Source organism: Zoogloea sp. LCSB751 (assembly GCF_002028455.1).
In the GTDB taxonomy this organism is placed as follows: domain Bacteria; phylum Pseudomonadota; class Gammaproteobacteria; order Burkholderiales; family Rhodocyclaceae; genus Zoogloea.
Genome location: NZ_MWUM01000009.1, coordinates 173,076 through 197,946, shown reverse-complemented (window position 1 = coordinate 197,946; position 24,871 = coordinate 173,076). Strand labels below are relative to the sequence as shown.

Annotated in this window: 30 protein-coding genes and 1 tRNA gene; 13 read left to right on the top strand and 18 right to left on the bottom strand. The window is 52.1% G+C overall.

Annotation, left to right across the window (positions count from 1 at the left end):
- Both B4920_RS30960 and B4920_RS12805 read right to left on the bottom strand, forming a co-directional pair.
- A partial coding sequence (locus B4920_RS30960; protein WP_139379456.1) for a transposase DNA-binding-containing protein occupies nt 1–77 on the bottom strand: 77 nt, incomplete at its 3' end.
- Between the two features lie 563 nt (nt 78–640).
- Nucleotides 641–1,888, bottom strand: a complete 1,248-nt coding sequence (locus B4920_RS12805) for an integrase arm-type DNA-binding domain-containing protein (protein WP_079435072.1) — start codon at nt 1,886–1,888, stop codon at nt 641–643.
- 378 nt (nt 1,889–2,266) lie between these two features.
- On the opposite strand from B4920_RS12805, the gene B4920_RS12800 reads away from it, so the two are divergent.
- A complete protein-coding gene (locus B4920_RS12800; RefSeq protein WP_161493297.1) occupies nt 2,267–3,433 on the top strand; it encodes a site-specific integrase in 1,167 nt (388 codons plus the stop codon).
- 109 nt (nt 3,434–3,542) lie between these two features.
- The gene (locus tag B4920_RS28820) at nt 3,543–3,836 is read left to right on the top strand and encodes a hypothetical protein (RefSeq protein ID WP_139379509.1); all 294 of its coding nucleotides are present in this window, start codon (nt 3,543–3,545) and stop codon (nt 3,834–3,836) included.
- Nucleotides 3,837–3,885: 49 nt separating this feature from the next.
- Here the strand turns inward: B4920_RS28820 and B4920_RS12795 are convergent, their stop codons facing one another.
- The 4 genes from B4920_RS12795 to mobC all read right to left on the bottom strand — a co-directional run bounded on the left by B4920_RS12795 (nt 3,886) and on the right by mobC (nt 6,754).
- Nucleotides 3,886–4,584: a hypothetical protein gene (locus B4920_RS12795; RefSeq protein WP_079435070.1), complete on the bottom strand. Its 699-nt coding sequence runs from the start codon at nt 4,582–4,584 to the stop codon at nt 3,886–3,888.
- A gap of 108 nt (nt 4,585–4,692) precedes the next feature.
- Entirely contained in the window at nt 4,693–6,042 is a 1,350-nt protein-coding gene (locus B4920_RS12790; RefSeq protein ID WP_079435069.1) for a hypothetical protein, read from the bottom strand.
- The gene (locus B4920_RS28815) at nt 6,039–6,341 is read right to left on the bottom strand and encodes a hypothetical protein (protein WP_139379508.1); all 303 of its coding nucleotides are present in this window, start codon (nt 6,339–6,341) and stop codon (nt 6,039–6,041) included. Before B4920_RS28815 ends, B4920_RS12790 begins: the two co-directional genes overlap by 4 nt.
- On the bottom strand, nt 6,338–6,754 hold the full coding sequence (gene mobC / locus B4920_RS12785; RefSeq protein WP_079435068.1) for a plasmid mobilization relaxosome protein MobC: 417 nt from the start codon (nt 6,752–6,754) through the stop codon (nt 6,338–6,340). The genes B4920_RS28815 and mobC overlap by 4 nt, the downstream gene beginning before the upstream one ends.
- 445 nt (nt 6,755–7,199) lie before the next feature.
- Between mobC and B4920_RS28810 the strand changes: the two genes are divergently transcribed.
- The 4 genes from B4920_RS28810 to B4920_RS12775 all read left to right on the top strand — a co-directional run bounded on the left by B4920_RS28810 (nt 7,200) and on the right by B4920_RS12775 (nt 10,007).
- Nucleotides 7,200–7,592: a hypothetical protein gene (locus B4920_RS28810; protein ID WP_139379507.1), complete on the top strand. Its 393-nt coding sequence runs from the start codon at nt 7,200–7,202 to the stop codon at nt 7,590–7,592.
- Nucleotides 7,582–7,794 carry a hypothetical protein gene (locus tag B4920_RS28805; RefSeq protein WP_139379506.1) on the top strand — a complete coding sequence of 71 codons (213 nt, stop codon included), beginning with the start codon at nt 7,582–7,584 and terminating at the stop codon, nt 7,792–7,794. Before B4920_RS28810 ends, B4920_RS28805 begins: the two co-directional genes overlap by 11 nt.
- Nucleotides 7,787–7,987 carry a hypothetical protein gene (locus B4920_RS12780; protein ID WP_079435067.1) on the top strand — a complete coding sequence of 67 codons (201 nt, stop codon included), beginning with the start codon at nt 7,787–7,789 and terminating at the stop codon, nt 7,985–7,987. The genes B4920_RS28805 and B4920_RS12780 overlap by 8 nt, the downstream gene beginning before the upstream one ends.
- Nucleotides 7,988–8,171: 184 nt before the next feature.
- A complete protein-coding gene (locus B4920_RS12775; RefSeq protein WP_079435066.1) occupies nt 8,172–10,007 on the top strand; it encodes an ATP-binding protein in 1,836 nt (611 codons plus the stop codon).
- Nucleotides 10,008–10,088: 81 nt separating this feature from the next.
- Here B4920_RS12775 and B4920_RS12770 read toward each other — a convergent pair whose 3' ends face one another.
- The 4 genes from B4920_RS12770 to B4920_RS12760 all read right to left on the bottom strand — a co-directional run bounded on the left by B4920_RS12770 (nt 10,089) and on the right by B4920_RS12760 (nt 12,442).
- A complete protein-coding gene (locus B4920_RS12770; protein ID WP_079435065.1) occupies nt 10,089–10,454 on the bottom strand; it encodes a helix-turn-helix domain-containing protein in 366 nt (121 codons plus the stop codon).
- A gap of 374 nt (nt 10,455–10,828) precedes the next feature.
- Nucleotides 10,829–11,161, bottom strand: coding sequence for a hypothetical protein (locus tag B4920_RS28800; RefSeq protein WP_139379505.1), 333 nt, complete (start codon nt 11,159–11,161; stop codon nt 10,829–10,831).
- Between the two features lie 74 nt (nt 11,162–11,235).
- A complete protein-coding gene (locus B4920_RS12765; RefSeq protein WP_216819861.1) occupies nt 11,236–11,592 on the bottom strand; it encodes a hypothetical protein in 357 nt (118 codons plus the stop codon).
- A 10-nt stretch (nt 11,593–11,602) separates the two neighbouring features.
- On the bottom strand, nt 11,603–12,442 hold the full coding sequence (locus B4920_RS12760) for a site-specific DNA-methyltransferase (RefSeq protein WP_079435064.1): 840 nt from the start codon (nt 12,440–12,442) through the stop codon (nt 11,603–11,605).
- Nucleotides 12,443–12,736: 294 nt separating this feature from the next.
- On the opposite strand from B4920_RS12760, the gene B4920_RS28795 reads away from it, so the two are divergent.
- Nucleotides 12,737–13,312 (top strand): hypothetical protein, encoded by a 576-nt coding sequence (locus tag B4920_RS28795; RefSeq protein ID WP_139379504.1) that lies wholly within the window; start codon nt 12,737–12,739, stop codon nt 13,310–13,312.
- 151 nt (nt 13,313–13,463) lie between these two features.
- On the opposite strand, the gene B4920_RS28790 is transcribed toward B4920_RS28795, so the two are convergent.
- Together B4920_RS28790 and B4920_RS12750 are read right to left on the bottom strand one after the other, a co-directional pair.
- The gene (locus B4920_RS28790; RefSeq protein ID WP_139379503.1) at nt 13,464–13,670 is read right to left on the bottom strand and encodes a hypothetical protein; all 207 of its coding nucleotides are present in this window, start codon (nt 13,668–13,670) and stop codon (nt 13,464–13,466) included.
- Between the two features lie 279 nt (nt 13,671–13,949).
- Complete coding sequence (locus tag B4920_RS12750; protein WP_079435062.1) at nt 13,950–14,306, bottom strand: helix-turn-helix domain-containing protein; 357 nt, start codon at nt 14,304–14,306, stop codon at nt 13,950–13,952.
- 163 nt (nt 14,307–14,469) lie between these two features.
- Between B4920_RS12750 and B4920_RS28785 the strand changes: the two genes are divergently transcribed.
- On the top strand, nt 14,470–14,901 hold the full coding sequence (locus B4920_RS28785) for a hypothetical protein (protein WP_139379502.1): 432 nt from the start codon (nt 14,470–14,472) through the stop codon (nt 14,899–14,901).
- Between the two features lie 38 nt (nt 14,902–14,939).
- Here B4920_RS28785 and B4920_RS28780 read toward each other — a convergent pair whose 3' ends face one another.
- Nucleotides 14,940–15,440 (bottom strand): hypothetical protein, encoded by a 501-nt coding sequence (locus B4920_RS28780; RefSeq protein ID WP_139379501.1) that lies wholly within the window; start codon nt 15,438–15,440, stop codon nt 14,940–14,942.
- Nucleotides 15,441–16,506: 1,066 nt separating this feature from the next.
- Nucleotides 16,507–17,211 (bottom strand): hypothetical protein, encoded by a 705-nt coding sequence (locus B4920_RS12745; RefSeq protein WP_079435061.1) that lies wholly within the window; start codon nt 17,209–17,211, stop codon nt 16,507–16,509.
- Between the two features lie 65 nt (nt 17,212–17,276).
- On the opposite strand from B4920_RS12745, the gene B4920_RS12740 reads away from it, so the two are divergent.
- Nucleotides 17,277–18,239: a site-specific DNA-methyltransferase gene (locus B4920_RS12740; protein WP_216819860.1), complete on the top strand. Its 963-nt coding sequence runs from the start codon at nt 17,277–17,279 to the stop codon at nt 18,237–18,239.
- 58 nt (nt 18,240–18,297) lie between these two features.
- Here the strand turns inward: B4920_RS12740 and B4920_RS12735 are convergent, their stop codons facing one another.
- Nucleotides 18,298–18,765, bottom strand: coding sequence for a hypothetical protein (locus B4920_RS12735; protein WP_079435059.1), 468 nt, complete (start codon nt 18,763–18,765; stop codon nt 18,298–18,300).
- Between the two features lie 151 nt (nt 18,766–18,916).
- Complete coding sequence (locus B4920_RS12730) at nt 18,917–19,393, bottom strand: hypothetical protein (protein ID WP_079435058.1); 477 nt, start codon at nt 19,391–19,393, stop codon at nt 18,917–18,919.
- Nucleotides 19,394–19,446: 53 nt separating this feature from the next.
- Between B4920_RS12730 and B4920_RS12725 the strand changes: the two genes are divergently transcribed.
- Nucleotides 19,447–19,522: transfer RNA gene (locus tag B4920_RS12725), tRNA-Arg, on the top strand.
- Between the two features lie 381 nt (nt 19,523–19,903).
- Here B4920_RS12725 and B4920_RS12720 read toward each other — a convergent pair.
- Together B4920_RS12720 and ribA are read right to left on the bottom strand one after the other, a co-directional pair.
- Nucleotides 19,904–20,674, bottom strand: coding sequence for an MgtC/SapB family protein (locus tag B4920_RS12720; RefSeq protein ID WP_079435057.1), 771 nt, complete (start codon nt 20,672–20,674; stop codon nt 19,904–19,906).
- The gene (gene ribA / locus B4920_RS12715) at nt 20,671–21,285 is read right to left on the bottom strand and encodes a GTP cyclohydrolase II (RefSeq protein WP_079435056.1); all 615 of its coding nucleotides are present in this window, start codon (nt 21,283–21,285) and stop codon (nt 20,671–20,673) included. The genes B4920_RS12720 and ribA overlap by 4 nt, the downstream gene beginning before the upstream one ends.
- 313 nt (nt 21,286–21,598) lie before the next feature.
- Between ribA and B4920_RS12710 the strand changes: the two genes are divergently transcribed.
- The 3 genes from B4920_RS12710 (at nt 21,599) to B4920_RS12700 (ending at nt 24,868) form a co-directional block, all read left to right on the top strand.
- Nucleotides 21,599–21,943 carry a copper-binding protein gene (locus B4920_RS12710; protein ID WP_079435055.1) on the top strand — a complete coding sequence of 115 codons (345 nt, stop codon included), beginning with the start codon at nt 21,599–21,601 and terminating at the stop codon, nt 21,941–21,943.
- A gap of 82 nt (nt 21,944–22,025) precedes the next feature.
- Nucleotides 22,026–23,291, top strand: coding sequence for a TolC family protein (locus B4920_RS12705; RefSeq protein WP_254050921.1), 1,266 nt, complete (start codon nt 22,026–22,028; stop codon nt 23,289–23,291).
- Nucleotides 23,288–24,868 (top strand): efflux RND transporter periplasmic adaptor subunit, encoded by a 1,581-nt coding sequence (locus B4920_RS12700; RefSeq protein ID WP_079435053.1) that lies wholly within the window; start codon nt 23,288–23,290, stop codon nt 24,866–24,868. Before B4920_RS12705 ends, B4920_RS12700 begins: the two co-directional genes overlap by 4 nt.
- The last annotated feature ends 3 nt before the right edge of the window (nt 24,869–24,871 follow it).

Below are 24,871 nucleotides of genomic sequence, written 5' to 3'. Positions count from 1 at the left end.
GCCAGCAGAACCGCTCGCTTGTTCAACCGCCGATCGCCCAGCTGTATCGTCCCGAACTCGTCTCTCGCCCAACTCATCAGCCAGCCTCGTCAGTTATTTGGCATGAAGCATACAGGCTGGAGAGTTGTGTGTAAGGGGATGGCTATAAATGGTCTCAAAATCCTGAACCGACATGAAGCGGCCGCCTACCCGAACCCAAAAATCGTTAGTGACTCCACTGACAGGTTTATCGACGCCTTCGTGAGGGCATCGCTTTATAGGAATATTCCGGAGCACTTCGACCCTGCGGGGTCTTTGTTCCGTCAGCACTTCCCCTTCCTTAACAGAAGTCTCCAGTACTTCAAGCAACGCTTCTCGATCTTTCTGGGCTCCTCGTCCGCCTCTCCGCGTCCTATCTCCGGGATATTGAAGAATGGCGATCTGCTTCAAACTAAACGCATCCGGCCAATCATCTGTGGCCCTTTCCTCATCCGTAAGATCAAGCCCAGCTAGGCGGACCGCTTTCTTCCACGACAAATTCGGCACGCTTCACGCTCCTTCCTGCGTCCTCCAGAAAAAGGTGCCGCGCCAGCGGGGCGAAGGTGTCCCCGTTTTCGGTTGGCCGACCTAGGCGCGGCGTGCTGCTCGGTTGATCTTCAATTCATGCGGCGGCACTTCCGTGCAAGGGGATGACCTTGGCGCCGCTCTTCGCGGCATCGAGCCAATCGGCCCACTGCTGCATCATCTTCCGACGCTCGGCGAGATACTCCGCCTGTTGCGAGTAGGCGCCGAACACTTCCTTCCGCTCCCGGTGTGCCAGCTGCCGGTCAATCACTTCTGGGCGCCAACCCATTTCAAGCAAGGCGCCTGTTGCGGTGGTTCTGAAGCCGGCGCCCGTTACTTCGTCGCCAGCGTATCCCATGGCCCGTAGGGCACTGTTGATGGTGCCGTCGCTCATGGGGCGCTTCGGGTTGTTGCGGTTCGGGAAGACCAGGTCCCGGTGGCCCGTGATGTTCTGCATCTCCCTCAGTATGTCCACCGCCTGAGTGGAGAGGGATACGGTGTGCTCTTCCTTCATCTTCATGCCCACCAGGCCGCGGGATCGGTCCCGCTCGGCCGAGACAATCCAGGTGCCGGCATCGAGGTCGATCTCTTCCCAGCGGGCACCCCGCAGCTCGCCGGGCCGGAGGAAGGTGAGCGCAAGCAGCGTGATGGCGTGCTTCACCTGGACGGTGACACGGACGGCATCGAGGCGGATGAAGAACTCGTGCATCCCCGTTGAGTGCAGCGCCGGCCGGTGCTTTACCGATGCGGTCTTCAGGGCCTTGTGCAGGCCGGTGACCGGGTTGTTCTCCACCCGGCCGGTGGCGATGGCGTACAGGAAGATGTCGCTGGCCCGCTGGCGGACACGCTTGAGGGTCTCCAGGGCTCCACGGGCTTCGACCTTCTTGAGCGTGGCCAGCATCTCGGCGGCGCTGATCTCTGCGATCGGGCGACGACCAAGACTCGGGAAGAGGTCTTGCTCCAGGGACGTGAGCACCTTGGCCGCGTAAGTCTCCACCCACTCGCCTTTCTGCTTCTCGTGCCATTCACGGGCGACGACTTCGAAGGAGGAGTCGGCCGCCACCTTGCGGGCGATCTTCTCGGTGCGGCGGGCTTCACTGGGATCGGTACCGGCATCCAGCAGGCGGCGGGCTTCGTCGCGCTTCTGCCGGGCAAGCTTCAGGGAGACTTCCGGATACACGCCGAGGGCGAGCAGCTTCTCTTTTCCGGCAAAGCGGTACTTGAAGCGCCAGTACAGGGCCCCCGGTTTGGCGCCGACCAGCAGGAACAGGCCTTTCTCATCCGCCAGTTTGTAGGGCTTTTCGCCCGGCGGGGCCCTGCGGACTGCAGTATCAGTAAGGGGCAAAGACGCCTCCTGGGGGTATCTGCACGACCAAAAGTCAGGGGTATCAAAAAGAACCCCCAGATGTACCCCCGGAAACCGTGAGATTCAGGGGTATGCGATGACACAGTACGATACGCCCGGAAAACGAAAAAGCCCGCAACCGCGGGCCTTTTCGTGTGTTTCTGATGCTGCTTGAGACTGCCTGAACCAGTTATCTGGTCCCCCCGACAGGAATCGAACCTGTATCTGGCGCTTAGGAGGGAACCAACGTAAGTTGAAAAATCCCTTTTGTGACTTGCACTTAGGGGTGATCTGTACGCTATCCTACTTCAAATGTTCCAAATTTGTTCCAAGTACCAACGTGGTGACTGGAAGGGACAGGAATGGAGAGGGATAGCAATGGCAGGCAAGTTGATCACAGAACGAGTGGGCACGAACGGTGACGTCTCCTACCTCGTGCGCATCCGTGAGGCTGGGGCGAAAGTCAGTAAAACCTTCAAGGCCAAGAAGGAGGCTGAGAAGTTCATCCGTGACATTAAGACCAAGTTGGACAGGGGTGAGTCGGTAGACATTGCCAAGGTCAAGAAGATGACCCTTGGAACTATCTTTGACGACTACATCAAGCACAACACCTTGGCGAAAGGGAAGCTCTACACGATCAACAAGCTCAAGGTTGAGATCGGCGCAGTGCCCCTCCAAAGCTTCAAGGCTGGCACGTTTGCCATCTACCTGAAGACCAAGCTTGAACAGCCAGTGCCTGACCAAAAGAAAAAGAAGAAGGCCCACCCTTTGTTCAAAGCGAACATGGTTAAGGATGAAGCTTCTGGGGAGCTGGTCAAGAAGACCTACGCAGAAGGCACGGTTCGCAAAATCTACTATGTGATCAAGAACGCTTTGGAGTGGCACTCTAAGCACATGGACTACACCTTTGATCGAAAGCCTTTTGATGACAATCCGCCTCCCAAGGCTTGGAAGCCACGAGACAGAATTCTTGAAGAAGGTGAGCTTGATAGGCTGCTTGCTGCCACGGACAAGATGTATGTCAAGCAGGAGGAATGGAAGTGCTTCATGCTCTGGCAGTATTACTCCTGCATGCGCGCTGGTGAAAGCTTGCTCATGAAGTGGAGTGACATTCACCTGAACGAAGAGAAGCCGCACCTTTCCTACATCTTCGTTCCGAAGGAAAACACCAAGATCGCAGAGAAGAAGAATGCAGAAGACAGGAAGGTGCCGTTGCGGCCCGAATTCTTTCACTTCATCAAAGATAGGCTGCTGAAGCTGAAGACGGAAAAACAGCAGCTTGTCTTTGGCGATTACTGGACCAATAGCTCAACGCTGGGCAATAGGTTCAAGGTGATCTGCAAGAATGCCAAAGTTGAGAACTTCAAGATCCATGACTTGAGGCATTGTGCTGTCAGTTGGTACTTCATCAACACCAGCTTGACGGACATTGAGATTAGCAAGATCTCTGGACATATTGAGCTTGAAACCTTGAAGCGGTATGCCACCTTGAGACATAGCGACATTGGAAGTAAGCTTTGGGCTGTTAAAAACTCGATAGCATAGGCTGTCTTCTTGAATGCCCCGGGAGGACCCGACGAAGCGGTCCTTTTTTGCCTACGGCACTTGACAGGGTAAATAGGTTTTATATGTTGTTCTCAAAGGAGACTGGCATATGAAATGGTTAATAGAAAAAATCAGGAGAATTTTTCTCCGTTTGATTGGAAAAATCGTGATTGAAAATTTTGTTGATGCTGAAGAGAAAATTACCGCCGTTGATAGTGAAGAAGTCTTCCTGGTGAGATCAGATGCCTACAACATTGGAATTGTTTTCAAGGACGGTTCATTCAATTCATTTCCAATCAACAAGGCGTCAAACTGGGATAGCTATCAGAAGCTCTCGTCAGTGGCTCCAGATCCATTCATAAAAAATGTAAGTGCCTCGACCTTGGTTGTTGGGAAAAAATGAAGCAGCACCTTTCGGGGTGATTTTTTACTTCTTGTCTCCTTTGATTGTTCTAGATTTTTAAGAGCTTGGTTTTGATCGTGGATGCTTTAGGGATAAGCTTTGTCTCTAGTCTTTGATTGACTGAGAGATTGCTCAGTTCGCTATCAAGCTGCTTTTCATTGAGCAAATTCATGATGTAGAGGTCAATGTATTGAAGGGCCTGCTGAACATTCTTCATCATGAATCCAGGCGCTTGGCTGAAGTAGTCGTAGTTGGTGATGTCACCGATCCAGTGCTTCACAGAAATCTTGCCAAGCCTCTGGTTGCGTACGGCTCTTTCTTTGGGTGACATTCCTGCTGTGATGGGATTGGTCGCTATGAAGGCTTCACGCACGAAGTCTTTCAAAGGGCCTTCTTGGAATTGGTAGGTGTTCAACAAAGACTGGTAGTCTTCTCCAAAGTAGTCTTTTGTCAGGTAGTTAGTGTTAAAGTTCTCCAGCATGATCTGGAAGGTTGGCGTGTCAGCGTTCTTCTTGAGATATGCCGCAATCTCTTTTTTGAGATATTTGTAGGCGGTATCGTCTGCCAACTTCCAATCCCAAAATCCATCTTTTGACTTTTTTTGGATAACTAGATCTTCTTGCGCAGTGATTTTTAAAAACAGCGAGGCAAGGCGATTGGGTGAAAATCCTGTGGCATGATGTATGAGTGCCAGCTTTGGTGTATTGGCTTTGATCAGACTGTAAGCATTGTTCTTTTTCTTTATCATTGATAATTCTCCTGCTGTACATATAGCAGGAGAATTTATGTTTTCAAGTTAAAATCATATGATTTTAACTAATCACCCCCAACCGAAAGAAAAGCACCCGAAGGTGCTTTATGTAATTATTGGCTTCAATGGATCTTTGGCTTGAAGCTTCTTCTTTTCAAGCTCAAGATTTAAGGCCGATAGCTTTTGCTCTAAAGCCATAAGCTGGCTTTTGATCTGGGTGGCTCTTCTGCCTTTAGCGCCCACTAGCATGAGAAGAAGGCTGTGGTACTGCATGGACAAGCTGCCTATCTGAGCTTCCAGTCCACCAACGGCGCCAGCACCCATGACACCTGACACTGGGTCTCGTTCGTCCTGTTGGCGTGCTACATGGTGTGGAAGATTTGCAGTCTGCATCTTGCTGGCAGGATCGGCCTGCTCCTTCAACTGGGTAAGCTGATCCTTGAGAGTGCTGCGAATCTCCTTGGTGGGCACAGGCTTGACCTTCTGATCCTGTTCATCCTTGCGGCGTGCTATACGGTGTGGAAGGTTGGCAGTAGGTAGCTTGCTGGCTCTGTGACTGCGTTTCGCGCCAGGCTTGGGGGTAAGGTAGCGGCGCTGATTGAAGGCAGTCCTAGCCTCGATGCCAGCAATCAGCTTGTCCTTCTGCTCCTGGGCCTCGGCAGGGGTCAAGAACTTCGGGATCTTGGACTGGTGGTGTTCGGCCACGAGTGCGGCGTAGTCGCTTCCCTTGGTGAACAGTGGCCCCTTCAAACGGGTGTTCCTAGTCGCACCAGGTAGGCGAACGGTCACGAAGTCGGTGCCAATCGTAGGCACGTCCACGCCGTGGTGTTTCAAGTAGCCAATGAGTTGGTTGCGATCCTTGATGAAGCCACCCACGATCTCGGTGTGCAGCACCTTGGCGAAGTCGTCCTTGGCCTTCTTGTCCTTCTTCCCATTGGGTGACTTCGCTTCAAACGGCTTGAGGCTGATCTTGAGTGGATCAGGCACCACCTGCGCGAAACCGAAGTTGTCGTTCATGACGGCGCTGAAGGCATTGAAGAACTGAATGTTCTTCTCACCCGGTGGATGGATGTTGAGTTGCTGCGTGCTGACCAACTCGGTGTTGGCAACTAGGAAATGCAGCTCCACGTTTCCCTTCTCACGGTGCATCACCCAGAAGTCAGCGAAGTTCTCATCCACCTTCAGGCCAGGTAGGAACGTCGCACGGAATGTCTCGATGAGGGTGGTGACCTGGTCAGGTGTAATCGTTTCGTGGTCACGAAAGGCGATGACCCCAGAGGTGTACTTGTGCTGCCTTTTTGTGGCGTTGGCGATTGCTGTAAAGGTGTCTGGATCGCCAAACAAGATCTCAGGCATGACAGAGCGCTTCTTGCCAGCATGGTCAGTGTCGCTGAGTAGGTATCTAACGGCTGATTCCGCACCACCTTTGCCAGTAGGAAAGATGGTCACGTTCATATCTTTCCTCTGCTGGTGCTTCCTTTCTCACCAAGATTGGACTCAAGCTTTTCTTTGAGAGCCTTCTTCTCTAAGAAATGGTCGTACTCCTCTTCAGAGTATTGACGGCCATGAACCCACCATTGATGTGGTTTGCCTTCAAGCAGAACGGCAGGGCCATCTTCTTTGTGTAGTTCGCCGTTGCGATAGTGCTTTGTATAGATGGCGGATTTTTCTGCGCCAGTAGCAAAGTCAGTCTCAGTAAATGTGAATTTCACTACTCCTGAATAATCATCTGGTATTCCATTTGTTGTGCTCATTTCTTCTCCTTGAATAACTGACTTATGGTGCTCACTCCTTCCTGAATCTTGGTGAGTTCCTGGAACATACCTTTTGTGGTGTCGTTCCACATCTTCATGCGATTCAGTGAACGAGCTATCTGATTTATGTTGCTGCCAATCTTTCCTAGAGACGCCAGAAGCTGAACACGCAGCTTGTGCTCTGCCTTTGTCTCTTGGTCAGCTAAGTGGTTAGATGGAAGCAAGACAGAACGAGCGTAGATCGCTGTTGAGGATGCGCCTGCTTCACTGGCACGTTGTTGGAGTGCCACCCATTCTTCAGGTGTGAACCTGATCTCAAAACGCTTGCTGCGAATTTTTCTGTTGGCTTCCACGCCAACTTGGCCCGCCCTTCTTTTGAGAGTCGGGTCTTTTTCTTTTATGGGGTGTGCCATTGGGGCCTCCTTTATTGTTGTTTTTATCGAGCCTCGCGCAGCAGCGGGTGTGGGTGAAACCCACGATATTCAAACCAAGAACAACCCTAAAAGGGTGTACGTAGGATTGATTGACCTTGCTTTATGTCTTTTTCCCCATTTTTTGAATTTGTAGGGGGTTAGAGTAACGGTGCTTTATTTAATCCTAGCAGGACCAAAATCGAAGTCAACAACACACGAATTGACAATGTATGAGGAATGTCGTTTGAAGTGCGCAAAATACACTATAGCAATAGTGTGATGTTGAGATGAATGTTCATAATCATCGTACGCATTTTGAGATGAACACTCGTACGCTAATGCGAAAAAACACAATAGCAAGCACTACACCAAATGTAATGAGTGGTCATCCACCATTCTGAGAAAACACTATGCGTACATGTGCCTTATGTGCTTGATGGCATATGTGAGCGTTGACATTCTTATTTCATTTGATAAAACAAGAAGTGCAGATAGCACAAGGAGAATAAGTATGGCAACAAGAAAAAGAATGCCAAAGAAGCCAGTTGGAGTGGTTGTGGAAGGAAAGCCAAAAGTACGAATCGGGGCTAGGGTAGAGCAGGATCTATATATGATTTGCAAAATGGCTTACTTGCGTCAGGGGTGGTCACTGGAATCAAGAGTAGAAGAATTGTTGAAGCGTGATATTGACGGCATGTCAAAAAATCAGTGGTTCAAAGAAATGATGTCTAGTGAGTTGCTAACCAAATATGTGGCGCAAGCAAAAGATGGGCAGTCAAACATTGACCTCAGTGATTTTGATTCAAACAATATTGGAGGACATGACGATGGAGAATAATGAAGAATTTATAGATATGAATGAAAGAGTAAGAATTGCGGCTCGCATATCAAGAAAAACTCGTGCGCTGGCAAAAGGAATTTATCCTGTAATGGGGGTGAGTCTTGAAGAGAGAATTGAATTTTTGCTTGCAAAGGACTTGGCTAAAGAGATGAAGAAAGCTTGGTTTAAGAAAATGCTGGCGAGAGATGTGGATGAGTGATTTCGTGTTTCAATATGACAAGAACACATTGACCACCCAATCTGAATTGCTTGTGTCCGTAGCAGATTTAAGAGATCTGGTTCAAGCCTTCACCATTCAAGATGAGGTCCAAAGGCTCCAAGAGCTTCATGTGGTGCTTTCTTCCATCGTGCGAAAGAACAAGCTGCCCAACGGCTCTTTGGTGGTGGAGTGATCCACCTGTAGCGCACACGCCTGGTGGCGGCCCCGGCCTCACGTGGTCAAGGAACGTCGGAGCGTTCTCACTGGCGTGCGCACACTCTGGGAGCATTGCCTAGATCAACGCTCGCAAGGTACAATTTACTAGTTGATTGATGGTCTTTCTAAAGGCCATATGACCTTTATCTAGTGGAGCATCGATGGCAAGAATCAATCTAAGAAAGTTCATCGCTGAACACTATAAGGGTGGTGTTAGTGCTCGTGATGTGATTAGGGAGGCATTGACCAACTCTATTCATGCGGGAAGCAAACAAATTTCAGTTGATCTTCATTTCTCGGAGAAGCAACAAGAACTCACTCCGGGCACTGAAGAAAGACGGGTGCTTGAAACGATCACCATCGTCGATGATGGTGAAGGCTTTACCCCTGAGAATCTGAATTTCTTTGATGAAGTTTGTACTGGTCATAAAGATAGCATTGGTGGTAAAGGTGTTGGGCGGTTGGCATTTCTTAAATATGCCAAGTCCGTCAAGATCAGGAGCCAGCTTTCCAGTGAACTGGTTGAGTTCGACTACACGCCAGAATTCAAGTTGGATGATGTTAAGAAGTCGGCTGCTGATGGGGCAGTCAGCACCAGCATTACCTTGATGGAGCTAAAAGAGAAGATCAACACCCAAGTCACCAAGTTGGTAAATGCGATTTGTGACGATCTTCGTCTTCTTCTCTTCCTCAAGCATCAAGCTGGCCACAGCATCACACTGAAATTTACCCACAACTCAAGACAGCCTTTTGATGATAATTTCACATTTTCTGGTGAAGCTATCAAGGCTGAGTTGACAAGAGAGTTTGAATTTTTGGATCAAAAATTCAACTGCTACTTGTTCAGAGATGAGCCGCCAAGAAAAGGCATAGTAGCGATGCTCTGTGCTGATGAACTGTGTATTGAGGAATACGTCATCAGCAAGCGTTTTGACATTTGCCGCCATCTGATCTTCGTCACGTCAGACTACTTCAATCAACGATCAAACATTGAACGCCAACGCCTTGAACTGCCAAAGACAGATGAAGACGTGGATATGGTGTCACCGATTAGCCGTGAGAAGTTGACGCCTCGTATTCACGAGGAATGCATGAAGATGATTGACGAAGCCGCTGAAGGTGACGTCGATCAGTTCAAGAATCAAAACGTTGACAAGCTGAAGAAGTATTACCCCTTCATCAAGCTTGATTCGTTGGGTGGCAATGCGTCACTGTTGGATGCCGACGAGGTGGTCAAGACCTACCGTGCCCAGCAGGCTAGGAGAGAAGATCAGCTTATTGATGCGCTGGAAAGTGGCCGTCCAGTGTCTTGGGATGATGTTTCGCACCTGGCGAGCGAAGACCTTGCTCGTTTCATTGTTCACCGGGCGTTGGTGATCGATTCACTAGCCAAGATGCCTCCCAGCAGCGCAGAAGATGCACTGCACAATGCGATCCTGCCCAAGCGCACGGACGGTAGCGAAATCAGGGAGAACAACGTTTGGTTGGTGGACGACAAGTTCTTGTCTTATTCCAACATCTACAGCGACGAGACACTAGCCAAGATTATTGAAGAGGTGGGGCAGTCGGTTGCCGAAAAGCAGCAACGTCGTCCCGATGTCGCGGCTTTCTTCTCCAAGGATGACGAAAATCACCCCAACAAGCTGGTGATCATTGAGTTCAAGAAGCCGGGTGCTGACATCTTTGAGAACAACAAGGCCCTCATGCAATGCAGGCTTTATGCCAGTGAGCTTGCGGACAGAATTTCTACCGTGCTGGAAGTCTTTGCTTTCTCAGTGGTAGAAATTGATGATGCCTTTTATAGAGATATGAAGCAAACAGGCTTCAAGGATGTATTTTCGTTGAATGATAGAGTCGTTTATAACGACTACAAAATTGGCTCTACAAGTGATATACCACTTCACTTGTATGTCATGCCAGCTTCTGCATTGATCAAGGATGCGAAGGCTCGAAACAGAGTCTTTGAAGAGGTCTTGCAGTTCGATGTAGCCAAGTAGAAGGTGTGCCATCGACCTGCTTTATTTTCAAGTCTGACCCAGGCTTGAAAATGAAGTGGGTGCTCCCCGGCAGGGATGGCCTTATAACGGACTGGGGGCCTTCTTCTGCTTCTTGTGCGACAGAGCACAAATGCTCTCCACAATCTTGACAATCTCGTCCCTATCGCTGCTGGACACGCCATCCAACAGTTCTGCGATGTGCTGGGCCTGTGCTGACAAGCCAACGCTGGTCTCTACGACCAATTCGGCAACAGAGCACCCAAAGACCTTAGCCAGCGCATCCAGCAACTCAACGTCTGGAGAACTGTCGCCTCGTTCATACCTAGCGTAGCCTTCTGTGCTCAGGTTCACCTGTTCCGCCACTTGCTTTTGGACAAGCTTTGCATCTCTGCGCTTCTTGGCTATGCGTTGGCCCACAAGATGTCTTAGTTGAAGTTGGCGGCTCATTCGGGACAGTGCTAGTTAAATTCATATGATTTTGACTAGAACAGGCGAACAGATCAAGTGAAGCGCGCTAGCATGGGTGAAGCTTCAAAGAAGGTTCGGTATGCCTGTCAATTTGGAGTGCGTTGTAGACAACACAGTTAAGAAGTGGATGAAGGAGGGTCGACTTCATCGTGAGGATGGGCCTGCTGTTATTCGCGGTGTTGGGAAGAGTCGCGTGGAAGAATATTGGTGTGAAGGTTGCCTAGTGAGCCAAGCTATGCTTGAACTTCATAGGACGTTGACCCCGGAAGTAGATGAAATAGTGAAAATGCGGAAAATTGTTCATCTTAAAGCCATGAAGAATAAGCAAAAAGCACCCTAGTGGGTGCTGTGTTTTATGGCTTTTTCATCTTTCCCACGCCCAGTGATGATTCGAAAAACTGTGGAAGGGCGGCGATTTTCTTTCGCTTTGCTTTGACGACTTCTAGGATAGAGTTAATTTGAGAGAGCAAGATTTCTCTGTCTTTGTCCCTCACGGCTTCATCCGCCAATATCTTTCCTTCAATCATTCTGTCAAGCGCTACATCTAGCGATAGTGACCCGTCAAGAATAGTTTGATTCTGTTCTCCTGCACATACCTCGCTTGAGATGCTTGGAATGATTTTCCCATTTTTCAAGGTTTCAAAAGATAGATGCTGGAATGCTCTTATTGTTATTTTGTTGTTCATGTTGTCTCCTGTCTATTATTTATAGCAAATAGGAGTTTTTAGTCAACAAAAAGCACCCAGTTGGGTGCCTTTGTTTAGAAGAACAAAGATTCAAGTTCCTTCCTCTGCTGCTTAGTCAGTCGTGACATAAGCATGGCGAAGTTTTTCTCCACCGTATTCACGATTTCTTGGTCAAGCTTGTCAAACTCACTGCTCTTCATGAAGTCGAAGACAGACTGAGGTGTTTTGGGCAACCCTTGAATTTGAATCACTGCTTGAACCATGTAGTAGCTATTGCTCGCGCTGATCAACGCCTTGACCTGGTTATCACGCCCGACGATGAGATTTTTAAAGGCGTAGACAAGTGGTCGACCGGCGTCAGACTTTGCGAAGTCCAAGAGCTTCTGACCCATTCCATTGATGACGTACTGGAGGCATGTAGTTGTCTTCATGTCGTTCTCCTTACGCTGCTGCCACTTGGGCAAGTTCGGCGTCCATGAGATCGTCCAGCTCGGCCACGATGGCTGGCTCGTCCTCTGGTGCATGGAAGGCAAACTCAAGCTGGTGCGCGTGAAGGCGGGCCTTGGCCATCTCGTAGAAGCGAGGTTCCTTCTCAAAGCCGATGGCGTGGCAATGGTGCTGCTTGGCGACAACCAAAGTAGTGGCAGATCCTGCGAAGGCGTCCAACACCACGTCACCTGGTCGTGTGTGGTTCCTGATGAGAGGTTCCACCATCCAGCGGTACTTCTCCGTTGGGTGCTCGGTTTGTTTCCTGCCAATGGAACCCTCGTAGAACTGCACCATGTCGGCTTGTGCGCCGAAGTTGAAGGTGTACTGCTTGCCCTTGGTGAACCACACCGCCTCTTCAATGGTGCTGCGGTAGTTGGTCTTGCGAATGCTGGGAACGGGGTTCTTCTTCCTGAAGTAAATTTTGTTCTTGAAATTCAAAGCGAAGTGCTTTTCCAGATTGCGAACAATCAAGCCTGTGTATTTGCGATCAAGGAAAAGGATCAGAGAGCCGTTGTCCTTGAGAACGCGGACGAACTCCGCAATGAATGGCTTAAGCCATTCATAGTAATCGTCCACATCGTCCCAACTGTCTTGGAAGTCATGGCCCCATGCTTCCTGAGTACTGACGATTTCACTGCCCTTCTTGGTGAGCTTGGTGGCGTCTGCGATTCCATAGGGAGGATCGGTAAGCACCAAGTCAACGAAGTTGCTGGGAATAGTGGCAAGACCTTCTTGTCCATCCATGTTGGAGAGGGAACTGACGCCGACGAAGTTTTGTTGTGTGCGGTCCATAATTGGACTCCTTTCATTTAATTTGTTTAAGTCATGTTTAGCCCTCCTTTCAAGATGCCTAATTGCATCAAGTAGGTATTGAGTGGGTCGTCGCTGTTTGGGATTTGATCGCTGTATGTTGATTTATTTTTACGTCAATCAACAAAACGAATTGTGCGCCTATTGAAGATGAAGATCCATGAATGGGAATTTGGTGAGGCCAAGGAAAACGTAGGATGAGATCCGATAGCGTCAACAGATTGATCGATTTAAAAAATGCGCTAGTCTGTGAATAATTAAGATGCGGAGGTGTGCATGAAAAATGGACGCTACCAAGAAGACGGCATAGAGTTTTGGTATTTCAACGATGAGCTTCATCGTGAAGATGGCCCGGCTTGTATTGAGCCTGACGGCACCAAGTCTTGGTATGTCCACGGACACCTTCACCGCACGGGTGGCCCAGCCGTTATCTGGGGGGACGGAAGTCAGGAGTGGTGGGTTGGTGGTGCCAGGCACCGTGAAGATGGCCCCGCCGTTTTCAACGCTGACGGCAGTTGCTACTGGTATCTCAATGGCAGTCTGCACCGTGTTGATGGGCCAGCCGTAGAAGCCACAAGTGGTGCCACTGCGTGGTATCAGGCAGGAGAACTACACCGTGAAGATGGGCCTGCGGTGGAAGGCGCTGACGGCACTAGGGAGTGGTACAACCGTGCCGTCAAGCTCTCGGAAGAAGAGTTCAATCGCCAAAATAAAGCCTTCAACCCCAAGAAGCTTCATGAGGTAAGAAGTGACTATGACAGACCTGTAAAGGCTGTTGAAAGCAGGATACTTGCTATGCGCAAGAAGTACCTAGAAGGTGAAAGCGCTTCAGGAGTAAAAATCAGATGGTAAGGCAAGAAAAAAGCACCCGAAGGTGCTTTAGTTGTTTTCTTGATCTAGAAGCTTTTCGGCTTCCTTGATTTGCTTGTCCAAGAACCTTTTGCTGGCCTCGGAGTTCAAAAGCTCATCCCAAATTTCCTCGTCTGTTGGCAAGGGTGACTGGTCAGTCATGGGAGTGCTTTTCAGCGCTCTTCCTACGAAGAGCAATAATGGCATCAATCTGGCTTGGTGAGAAAGAGTTGCCAGAGTTGGGGAGGTTAGAAAAAGCCTCTTTGAAGGCCGGCTGCTTGGTGATCCATTGAGACAAAATACTTTGTTCAAGATCATGAGGGGCGGTGTTTTGTGTGGCTCCTGGTTGGTGTGAGAACATGATTTCTCCAATCGGTCATGTCTACTGTAACGACACCACTACCTGCGTCAAGCGCTGGTGCCCCACATCATGAGAAAGCAAGAAGAAGATCGTAAAGATAATCGGCTCGTCTTCTATGACTTTCTCTTGTCTTGAAGAGAAGATCAAAAAGGTGGTGGTCGGTGGCTGTGGAGCTTGTGGGCGAAGGTGTGCGCGGTGGGAAACTCGTAAGAGTTATCCACGGCAAGCATGCCGGTATGCAGCGCATATCCTCCATAAATCCATAGCCTTCTTCGGGGTCTAGAGACGATCCTTCAATCGGGCGGCAATCTTCTGCACCACTTCCACAATCATGGCTCTATCAGCTTCTGGAAGTGTCTGGAGAACCTGAGAGATCAGCTCGGCCTGGTCGTTGGTTCTAGTACTGCTGGCGATCAATAGCTCATCGATGCCACACTCATAGATTTCGGCCAGTTCTGCCAGGCGTTGGACGGTGGGCATGGTGAGTCCTCTTTCCATGCGTGAGACAGCCTCTGTGCCGATCTGGAGGGCTTCAGACACCTGATCCTGGGTCAGTCCCTTAGCTTCACGTCGTTGGGCCAGGGTGCGGCCAATGCTCTTGAACAGTTCTCCATGCTGGTTGCTCTGTGGCGGCATGCTCTCTCCACGATCCTTGACAACCTCAATGGTTGCCTGTCAACCCGCAAAGATGAACATGCGTTAAAGTCGAGTATCAACCCCAGAAGTTGGGTTGATAGAGCAAGGTTGGTACAGCCTTGCCTAGATCAGCGAAGCATTCAACCTGGCAACAAGAGGAATCATGGCTATTCAGTGTCCAAAATGCGGTGGTACTCATACACAGGCTATCCGCGCAGTTCTTCAATCTGGAACCACATACAGCACAGGGGCTGTCAATGGAATGGGTCTTGGCACTGAAGGTGCTGGAGTCTTCGCAGGAACCACCAGTAGCACAAGCCAAACTCACTTAGCCGCACGTTTTGCACCTCCAAAGAAACCCAAGAAGCTGGAGATCATTGCAGGTGCAGTCATGTCACTGGCGACAAGCCCTTGGCTTTTCAGCAAAGAGCCTCTGGCCTTCATCACGCTGGGCATCATGGCTTGGTGGGCGTGGGAGATTCGCGCTTACATGAAGAGGAACAAGGCATATCAAGAACGCCTTCCAGTTTGGCAAGCCTTCAATGATCGCGGCTATCTTTGCCATGAATGTGGAAGCTCATTTCTTCCAAAATAAATCGTTAGATTTTAAAAAAGCACCTTCGGGTGCTTTTTTTAATTGCAGGTCGTGAATGCATTGCCAAGACCATATGTGTAGCAATTTATTGATCTTCTTGGTGCTGCTTGATTTACTACCCTCACAGGTGCTTGGCCTGTTGTCAAAGTGGTCAACCTGTCTTCAAGGTTTTGAATGTCTGTGTTGATCTGTCTTGACCTTGAGGCTGCTGTAAACATGTCTTTCATTGGAACCTTAGACCAATCATTTTCTGGTAGATTTCTTTGCCTTTTTAGTTCTGCGATTTGAGATTGGATTTCTGCAATTTGAGATGACTTGGCATTGCCTGCTCCAACGACAGAACTAGATTCACCTTGACTTTGTCTAGCCATCAGTCCTGGATAGTAGTCATAATCTGGGTTGTAGTTGGTGGTCAGTGGGTTGTAGCTGATAGGTTCCAGGTTTGGAATTGGCACATAGAAGCCTTCTTCTGCCTGAGAAGCAGATAGTAGGCAGAAAAATACGGTTGCGGTAATAAACTCTCTTATGTATCTAGGCATGATCTTTCCTTTTCTAAAAGCATAATCAATTGAAAAGGAAAGTCAAATTTTCGCCGTTTCCAATTTTGTTCTATTTCATAGAATCTCTACGAGATTCTTCTTTGCTGACCTGAGTCATCATCATTTTTGTTTGGATGATGAGTAATTCATCCTTATATAAAGTGCCTGCTTTGCCTTGTTTTCTACGAAAACTGCGGCAAAGCCTTATCCCTTGCAATCTGGAAAATTCTCAACAAATTTGAGTTCCAGAGCAATGTTGCTCTTTGCCGAATTCATTCAATTGAACTGCGGCCCATGAGGCTGTTAGTAACCTTTCCGAATCTTGGTTTCTTTCTGCTAATCTAACAGCAGGGTGCAGGGTATCCAAGACGTTCATCTCTGAACTAAGCCTAAACCTGTATTGCTCGCACCTCCCAACATCTGGCTTGCTGGAGCATTGGGTATGAACAATGCTCCGTCAGTAGCTTGAAAGAGGCTCCACTATATTAATAGTGGCATTTGTGCTATTGGGCTCGTTCGTTTGGCTGTGGTGGTAGCTTCTCACCTGCTACCGTTCGGACTTACCTTATGCCGTATCGCTGTAATTTTGCCAAACTACTTCACTTTAATGAACCATGCTCTTTTCGTCACACAAATGACTGACTGACTACTTCCAGAAATTCAAGACTGCTTGTTGTGTGGGCCACAGGGTTCTTCCTGGTTGCTAATTGATGCCCGTATCACTCAAGTTCTGCTTTTCATTCGTCGCTGTGCAACCAAGAACAAGCATTCCTAAAATTCCGTCTTCTTCCCAAGTTGACCGATGCTGAGTCATGGGTCTTACGATCACTCTTGTTGCCCACGGACATATAACACTTCAACTTGTCTTTCATGGGCATAAAAAATGCCCAACAATTTCCTTGTTGGGCAATTCTTTTATATTTGGTATTGACATTTTGCCAAAAATTCATATTATTGAATCACCAGCCTGAGAAACTGATATTATTGATGTATTAAATAATCTTCGGATTGTCAAGAGTCAATAAAAAATAAAAGCCAGTCAAATGACTGGCTTTTTGTTTTTGCGTTAGATTAGTGATCCAGAGTTGAATTGCCTTTTTTCTAGATGCCATTGAATGGCTTCTTCTAGATTGTCTGTCCAGTTTGCTTGCCTTGTCGGTGCAACTGGTTGTAGAACGGCTATCAAGTCTGGAAAGTCTGTCCGTGGAATCAAGGTATGAGCAGGACAGAACATAAACCTTCTCCAATCGCCCGTTGATGGATGAAGGCAGACTGAAAGAATGTCAAATTCACCATAACGGTAGGGTCTGGTGTCTTGTCCTTCATTATCCTTGCCTGTTCTTGTTTTTTGTGTTTCACAGACAAACCAGCCATGAACAGCCGGGTTGAACCTGATCATTGGGCCGTTGGCAAACTTTGGAGTCCCTCGTTCAAGCCGTTGGTTCTTGGTCTGTATCTTGATCTGACCACATGAGGGATGAGAAATCAGTGCATCATAGGGAAGGTCGCCTACCTGTGGATGGTGAGTCCAGCCACGTTGCTGCATGGCGCCAAGGATGTAGGTGTTGAAGCACAGTTCCGCAATGATGCCTCTAACACCTCGCTTGGTGATGTCCTGGCTCTGCGAGATCGCTTCAAGGATGAACTCTGCCGAGATGTTCCACTGCTGCTCAAGTGGGTGGATGGTGAACCGCTGCCGTAGCTGCTGAAAGAGGGCCTGCTGCTGCTCATGGGGCAGGGTGTTCAGGAAAGTTGTAAGGTCTGTGTTCACTCGACTTGCTCCCCCTTGAGGATGTACGCCACAATACTTGTCATTCAAAAAAATCTTCAGACTCTGTGACTGCTCAACGAAAAATTGACTTTTCAACAAGTGCGATGGATTCGCATGTTGATCTTGTCAACGGCTACAAGCCGTTTTTCAAATCGAAAAACGGCGCTATCTTCCATGCGGATTCGTTGGAAGTTATGAAATCTATTCCTGATAATTCAGTGAATCTGGTTTTTACTTCTCCACCCTATGCTCTTCATTTCAAGAAAGAGTACGGCAATGTGAGTCAGAAAGACTATGTTGAATGGTTCGTTGAGTTCGCTAAAGAGATCAAGCGGGTCTTAACCGAGGACGGTAGCTTTGTACTGAACATCGGCGGCACTTGGAATCCGGGTGAGCCCTCACGGTCGATCTACCATTTTAAGCTAGTGGTGGCTTTGGTTGAAGAGGTCGGTTTCAGGCTCGCACAAGAGACGTTCTGGTACAACCCTGCCAAGATGCCTGTTCCTGCTCAGTGGGTGACGGTGAAGCGGGTTCGTGTGAAAGATTCGGTGGAGTACGTCTTCTGGTTCAGCAAGGGGAAGCACCCCAAGGCAGACAACCGAAGGGTGTTGCGCCCCTACAGCAAGGACATGCTGAGGCTTGCTGCCAAGGGGGTTAAGACTACCGTGCGACCATCAGGGCACAACATCAACGAATCCTTTGACAAGGTTCATAACGGTGGCTCTATTCCTCCCAATTTCATTGATGAAGATACGCCTTCTGATGTGCTGAAGATGGGGAACAATGCTGCTAATGATGGCTACACCAAGAAGTGCAAGGAAGCTGGAGTGAAAATTCATCCAGCAAGGTTTCCTGTTCAATTGCCAGAGTTCTTCATCAAAATGCTGACCGATGAAGGTGATGTCGTTCTTGATCCGTTTGGTGGCTCAATGACTACTGGCTATGTGGCAGAGGGTTTGAATCGTCGCTGGATTGGGGTTGATACCGTTGAAGAGTACCTTGATGGAGCAAAGTTCAGGTTTGAGTAAAATTGACTGAACAAAGAAAAAGCACCCAGTAGGGTGCTTTTTTATTTGAAGGTGTAGCTTACGCTGCTTTGAATTCAGCTTCAGTAATTTCGCCCAACTGTTCCTTGGTGGGAACCTTGCCTTCACGACTGGACAGTTTCTTGAGGAAGTTGAGCTTGATGGTCTTGTCTGTAGGATTGACCAGCCATGCATCAACGGACTTGCCCGACTTGTAGGTGGTGAAGGCACCTTCAAGCTCCAAGAACTTGGGGGGATGGGCCAGCCATACACCAGTCAGGCCAATGTCATCCTTGGACTTCAGCGGCTTGGTCATGGTGCGAGTGCCGACAGTCTTGGCAGCAGGAGAAGTGCGGGTGGGTGTAGCTTGAAGTCCAAGTTCACTGGCGGTGAAGCTGAAGAGCTTGATCTGTTCCTGAACAGCCTTAAGCGCAGCGGGGCGCTCGGATTCGATCTGTGCTGCCACCATCTCTTCAAACTCTTTGCGCTTGGCAAGGATTTCAGCAAGGGTCAGCTTCTTTTCAGCCATCAAAAATTCTCCAATGAAGTAAGACTGTAGTGCTTGAAGGTTCTGCCTCTCAACAAGCTCTACAGTGCTCGGCTTGTTGATGGCTGTACTCTATGAGCAAGAATAAGGTGCGTCAACAAGGCTAGTTGATTTTTCCTCGAAAAAGCAACCTCTAGAATTTGCCGGTATCACCTGTGATCCCTTTGGCGGGAAATTTCGTGCTGAAGCTCTCCATCATCTCCTTCTTGTTGGCATAGTCTTTCAAGTTTTCTGCCAAAGAAAGCATAGCTGTAGCACGCTCTTCCAAAGACTGCGCGAAGGCACGCAGCATGAAGATGTGGGACAAGTCTTGAACTGGTGCCTTGGACTTGACTGGCTTCTTCTTGATTTGGATCGGTTCTGGTGCTTCTTCTGGAACTGGTGTTGAAGGTGTGCTTTCACCATTGAGCAAGAAGTTTGCTACATCATAGATAGAGTAGTAGACCAGCCGTCCAATGTTCTTGAACGGGATAGGAAACCGGCCTTCTTTTCGCAACTTTGATTGTTGCTTGGTCGGGATGCCGATTTCCTCAGCCAGTTGTTCAGGCGACATCAACAACTTGCCTTTGGTTCTTACTCTCAAATAATCAATAAGTTGCTGCTCTACCATCTTCTAGCTCATTCTTGTCTAAGGTCTTCTAGTGCTGCTATAGTAGCTTGCTGGCCCCCGTAGCTCAGTGGATAGAGCATCTTCCTCCTAAGAAGAGGGTCACACGTTCGATTCGTGTCGGGGGCACCATCAAACGAGCCCTATGGGCTCCACTCCTTGAATAGCACCACGCTATCTTTCAGGCAAAAAAATAGGTAGCCATGCGCTACCTGTTTTTGCTTCTGGGGCACGCTTTTCAGCGCCTTGCCTGACCTGCTCAAGCCTTCTGTTGCTCCCGATACACGTTCCAAATTTGTTCCAAGAGTGGGTTGGAACAGGGTGGATTTGAGTGGATTTCAGAGGTGTAATTTCCAATGAAATCAACAACTTAGGTTCTGCTTGCCACCTCCCGAAATGGCTTAGGAGGCGCCCGTTCTATCCATTGAACTACGGAGAGCGAGGGCGGCATTCTAGCTTGGTGTGCAACGATACGCCATGCCCATGGGCGCATCTCGACAAATCAGACGGCCGTCAGTTCCGCGCGTAGGAGAGATGAAACTCCTCGATTCCGTCGAAGTTCCGCAACTCCGCAGACAAGGCGGAGATCGACACGGCCGACTCCTTGTTGAGAGCGACCGCCACATAGCGCCACTCTTCACAGTCGCGGGAGCGATGGATCTGGATGGAGCCGGTGGCCAACACGTAGCCGCGGGCCCGGGCGATGGAGGACAGCGCAGCCTCATTGGGATGAAAGCCCGGTCGGAAGCGCAATGCGATCGACACGGCCGGGCGGGAGGGCAGCCACTGCTCGAGCTTGGCGGCCCACATCATCAGCGCGGCGGAGAGTAATGTCAGCAGGATCGCCGCCGAATAAAAGCCGACTCCGACCAGCACACCGATCGCCGATGAAGACCAGATCGAGGCGGCAGTGGTCAGGCCGCTGATGTTGAGGCCTTCCTTCATGATCACGCCGGCGCCGAGGAAACCCACGCCGGACACGATGCCCTGAATGACCCGCGTGGGGTCGGGCGGCGCATGTCCGATCAGCTCCGCCAGCGCGCTCCCGCCATACCACGACCCCGGATAACCGACGATCACCGTCAGCGCACAGGAGGCCATGCAGACCAGCCCGTAGGTCCGCATCCCTGCGGCCCGGCCATGGTAGCTGCGCTCATAGCCCACCAACAGGCCGAGCAGCAAGGCCCCGAGCAGGTTGGCAAAAACGATGAGGTTGACCGCGATCTCTTTCGCGGACCAGTAATGGGCGAACAGTTCGACCACGGTCGGTGACGCGGCGTTCATGCCCTTTCGGACGTAAGCAGATGCCCCAGCTTGCGGCGCTTGGTGGACAGGTAGCGCTGGTTCCAGCAGGTGTTGCCGACCTCCAGCGGAACACGCTCGACGACCTCGATGCCGACGTCGGTCAGCGCGGCGACCTTGCGCGGATTGTTGGTCATCAAGCGCAGCGCAGTGACGCCGAGGTGCGCCAGCATGGGTTTGCACAGCTCATAGCTGCGCATGTCGGCCGGAAAACCGAGGGCCGTGTTGGCCTCGACGGTATCGGCCCCACCATCCTGCAACTGGTAGGCTCGGATCTTGTTGATCAAGCCGATGCCGCGTCCCTCCTGGCGGAGATACATGAGCACGCCCCTGCCGGCCTTGGCGATCCGCCGCAGCGCCTCTTCAAGCTGGGCACCGCAATCGCAGCGCTGGCTGAACAGGGCATCGCCGGTCAGGCATTCCGAATGGACGCGAGCCAGCACCGGCTCGCCGTTGGCGATATCGCCCAGGGTCAGGGCAACGTGTTCCTTGTCGGTTCGCTCATCGACAAAACCGTGGAGCTGAAACTTGGCCCACTGCGTGGGTAGTTCGCAGGAGCCGACATACGAGAGTTGGGGGGCTATTTCACTCATTCTGGGACTGGTCTTGAAACACAAGGGTTGAATCGGCACGCCGATACCCGCACTGTAACCTCACTCGACGATTTGAAACAGAAGTGTGACGGCAAACCAGTTTTGCCAAGCACACAACAATGAGGTGCAAATCACGCTGCACGGGCCCCTGAACATTACGAAAAAGTAATCTTGAGGACAGCTTCCCGTCGGGGTGGCGTTGTCACAATGGGCTTCCCTTTTCCTGCAACGCATGGCTCGCCCCGTTTTCCGGCAAGCATTCCCGAGCTGCCTGCAACGGTTTGACCTCACACCACCAAGGATCGACGCCCTTATGAAAACAGCTCTCTCGATGGCCCTGGCCACCCTTTTCGCTGCGATGAGTCTGCCGGCCCTTGCCGGCAACGAAAAGCCTCAACCGACCGATGCCCACAGCCATGGCGGACATACGACGGCCCCGTCGACGCTGACCGAGGCCCAAGTGAAGAAGGTGGACAAATCGGCGGGCAAGCTCACGCTATCGCATGGGCCGCTACCGAACGGCATGCCCGCCATGACCATGGTCTTCCGCGTGAAGGATCCAGCCTGGCTCGACCAGCTCAAGGCCGGCGAGCAGATCCTCTTCGCTGCCGATCAGGTGAACGGCGCGATGACTGTCATGGAGTTGAAGCGCAAATGAGTGTGCAGTCCGGCATCGCCTGATTGCGAGGCGCGCCGGACCTGCCCCAGCGATGTTCAGGGAGCAATCAATGAGAACGCGAATGTCGTGTCGCGCCAGAAGCCTTCTTGCCGTGCTGTTGTGTGCCGTCGGCGTGAGCGCCCAGGCGCAGGAAGCGCCGATCGGCGCTGACGTGGAATCCCTCCTCGGCTACGCCCGCGAGCGCAATCCGGACTACGCGGCCATGCGCCACGAAGCCGACGCTGCGGCCGAACGCGTCATTCCGGCCGGCGCCCTGCCCGACCCGAAGCTGCGCACCGAGCTGCGCGACATCACCCGCATGGGCGATCAGAATCCGGCCCTGCTGCCGGCCCAGGTCGGCAGCACGCGCTACCTCTTGATGCAGGACGTGCCGTGGCTGGGCAAGCGCGAGCTCAAGCGCGAGATCGCCGAGCTTGACGCCCGCGGCGCCAGCGGACGCGCCAGCGGCACCTGGGCCGAACTCTCGGCCCGCATCAAGACCGCCTACTCCCAGCTCCAGTACGTCTCCCGCAACGAACAGCTGACCCGCGAGATCCTCGACCTAATGGTGCGCCTCGAGAAGATCGCCCAGGTGCGTTACGCCGGCGGCCTGGCCGCCCAGCAGGACGTGATCCGCGCCCAGGTCGAGCAGACCGGCATGAAGAGCGAACTGATCGCGCTGCACAACGAACACCGGCAGCTGCAGGCACGGCTCAATGCACTGCTGGCCCGCCCCAGCGCCGCGCCGCTGGCGTCGCCCCAACGCCTGCGCCCGCTGCCGGCCGCCGCCAGGCTCGATCCAGCCACGCTCGAAGAACGCGTACGCGCGCGCAATCCGCAGATCTTCGCCGACGAAGCCCGCATCCGCGCCGCAGAGAAGAACCGCGAACTCACCTACAAGAACCGCTACCCGGACTTCACGCTGGGCGTGTCGCCTATTCAGTACCAGGGCGCCGTGCGGGAATGGGAGCTGATGGTCGAGCTGAACCTGCCGCTGCAGCAGGGTTCCCGCCGCGCCCAGGAAAGGGAATCGGAAGCCATGCTGTCCGCTGCCCGGGCCCGCCGCGACGCGACGGCCAACCAGGTGCTCGGCGACCTTGCCGAAAATCTCTCCGGGCTCGAATCGGCCCGCCAGACCGAGACACTGACCACTACCAGCCTGCTGCCGCAGGCCGAACTCAGCTTCAAGGCGGCCCTCGCCGGCTACGAAAACGGCAAAGTGGACTTCGCCACCCTGCTCGACGCCCAGCGACAGATCAAGCAGGCCCGCCAGAACAGTATCAAGGCCCAGGCCGAAGCACAGATGCGCCTTGCAGAAATCGAACGCATTCTCGGAGAAGACCTATGAAAGCAGGCGCAGGCATTGCCGTCGGCTTCGCCGTCGCCCTCGCTGCCGGTGGCGGCTACTGGCTGGGCCAGCGGGCCCCGGCCAACCAGCCGCGGGCAGACAGCCCGGTAGCCGCGGCACCGACGGACGGCGCGAAGAAGGAACGCAAGCTGCTGTACTACCGCAACCCGATGGGCCTGCCGGATACCTCGCCGACGCCCAAGAAGGACCCGATGGGGATGGACTACATCCCGGTCTATGAAGGCGAGGCGGACGACGCGCCTGCAGCGGCCGGAACGGTGAAGATCAGCACCGACAAGGTCCAGAAGCTCGGCGTACGTACCGAAGCCGCCGAACTGCGCAGCCTCGACCGCACGGTGCGTGCTGCTGGCCGGGTCGAGATCGACGAGCGGCGCAGCTTCGCGATCTCGCCGAAGTTCGAAGGCTACGTCGAGCGCCTGCACGTGAATGTCACCGGCCAGCCGGTCGCCAAGGGGCAGCCGCTGTTCGAGGTCTACAGCCCGGAACTGGTGTCCGCCCAGCGCGAATATGCCATCGCCGCCCAGGGCGTCGAAGCGCTCAAGGACGCCGGCAGCGAGGCGCAGAGCGGCATGAGGCAGCTTGCCGAATCGAGCCTGCTGCGCCTGCGTAACTGGGACATCTCGGAAGAGCAGATCCGCGCCCTCGCCAAGTCGGGCGCCACCAAGCGCACACTCACCTTCCGCTCGCCGGTGGCCGGAATCGTCACCGAGAAGAAAGCCCTGCAGGGCATGCGCTTCATGCCGGGCGAGGCCCTGTATCAGGTCGCCGACCTGTCGTCGGTGTGGGTGGTCGCCGACGTGTTCGAGCAGGACATCGGACTGGTTCGCAGCGGCAGTCCGGCCAAGGTACGCATCAACGCCTATCCGGACAAGGTCTTCGAGGGCAAGTTGAGCTATGTCTATCCGACCCTCAACGCCGACACGCGGACCGTGCCCGTCCGCGTGGAACTCGCCAATCCCGGCCTGCTGCTGAAGCCCGCGATGTTCGCGCAGCTGGAGCTGCCGGTCGGAAGCCGGCAGCAGGTCGTGACCGTGCCGAACTCGGCGGTCATCGACAGCGGCACGCGCCAGATCGTCCTCGTCGCCCACGGTGAAGGCCGTTTCGAGCCGCGCGACGTGAAGCTGGGCAGCCGCAGTGAAAACCACATCGAGGTCCTGCAAGGCATCAAGGCCGGCGAGCAGGTCGTCGTTGCCGCTAACTTCCTGATCGACGCGGAGAGCAACCTGAAGGCCGCGCTGGATGGCTTCGGCCATGCCGACCACAACGCCAAACCGGTGGCCGCACCTGCCTCCGTCGGCCATCGCACGGAGGGCACAGTGGAGGGTCTCGACCCCAAGGAGAACACCGTCACCCTCAGTCATGATCCGGTGCCCAGCCTCAAGTGGCCAGCGATGACCATGGACTTCAAGCTGGCCAATCCGGCCCTGCAGCAAGCGCTCAAGCCCGGCGCGCGGGTGAGCTTCGAGTTCGTAGAACGCCAACCGGGAGAATGGGTGATCACGGCGGTCAAGCCGGCCGGCGCCGCAGCAACAGCCAAGGCCCACGCTGGACACTGACAG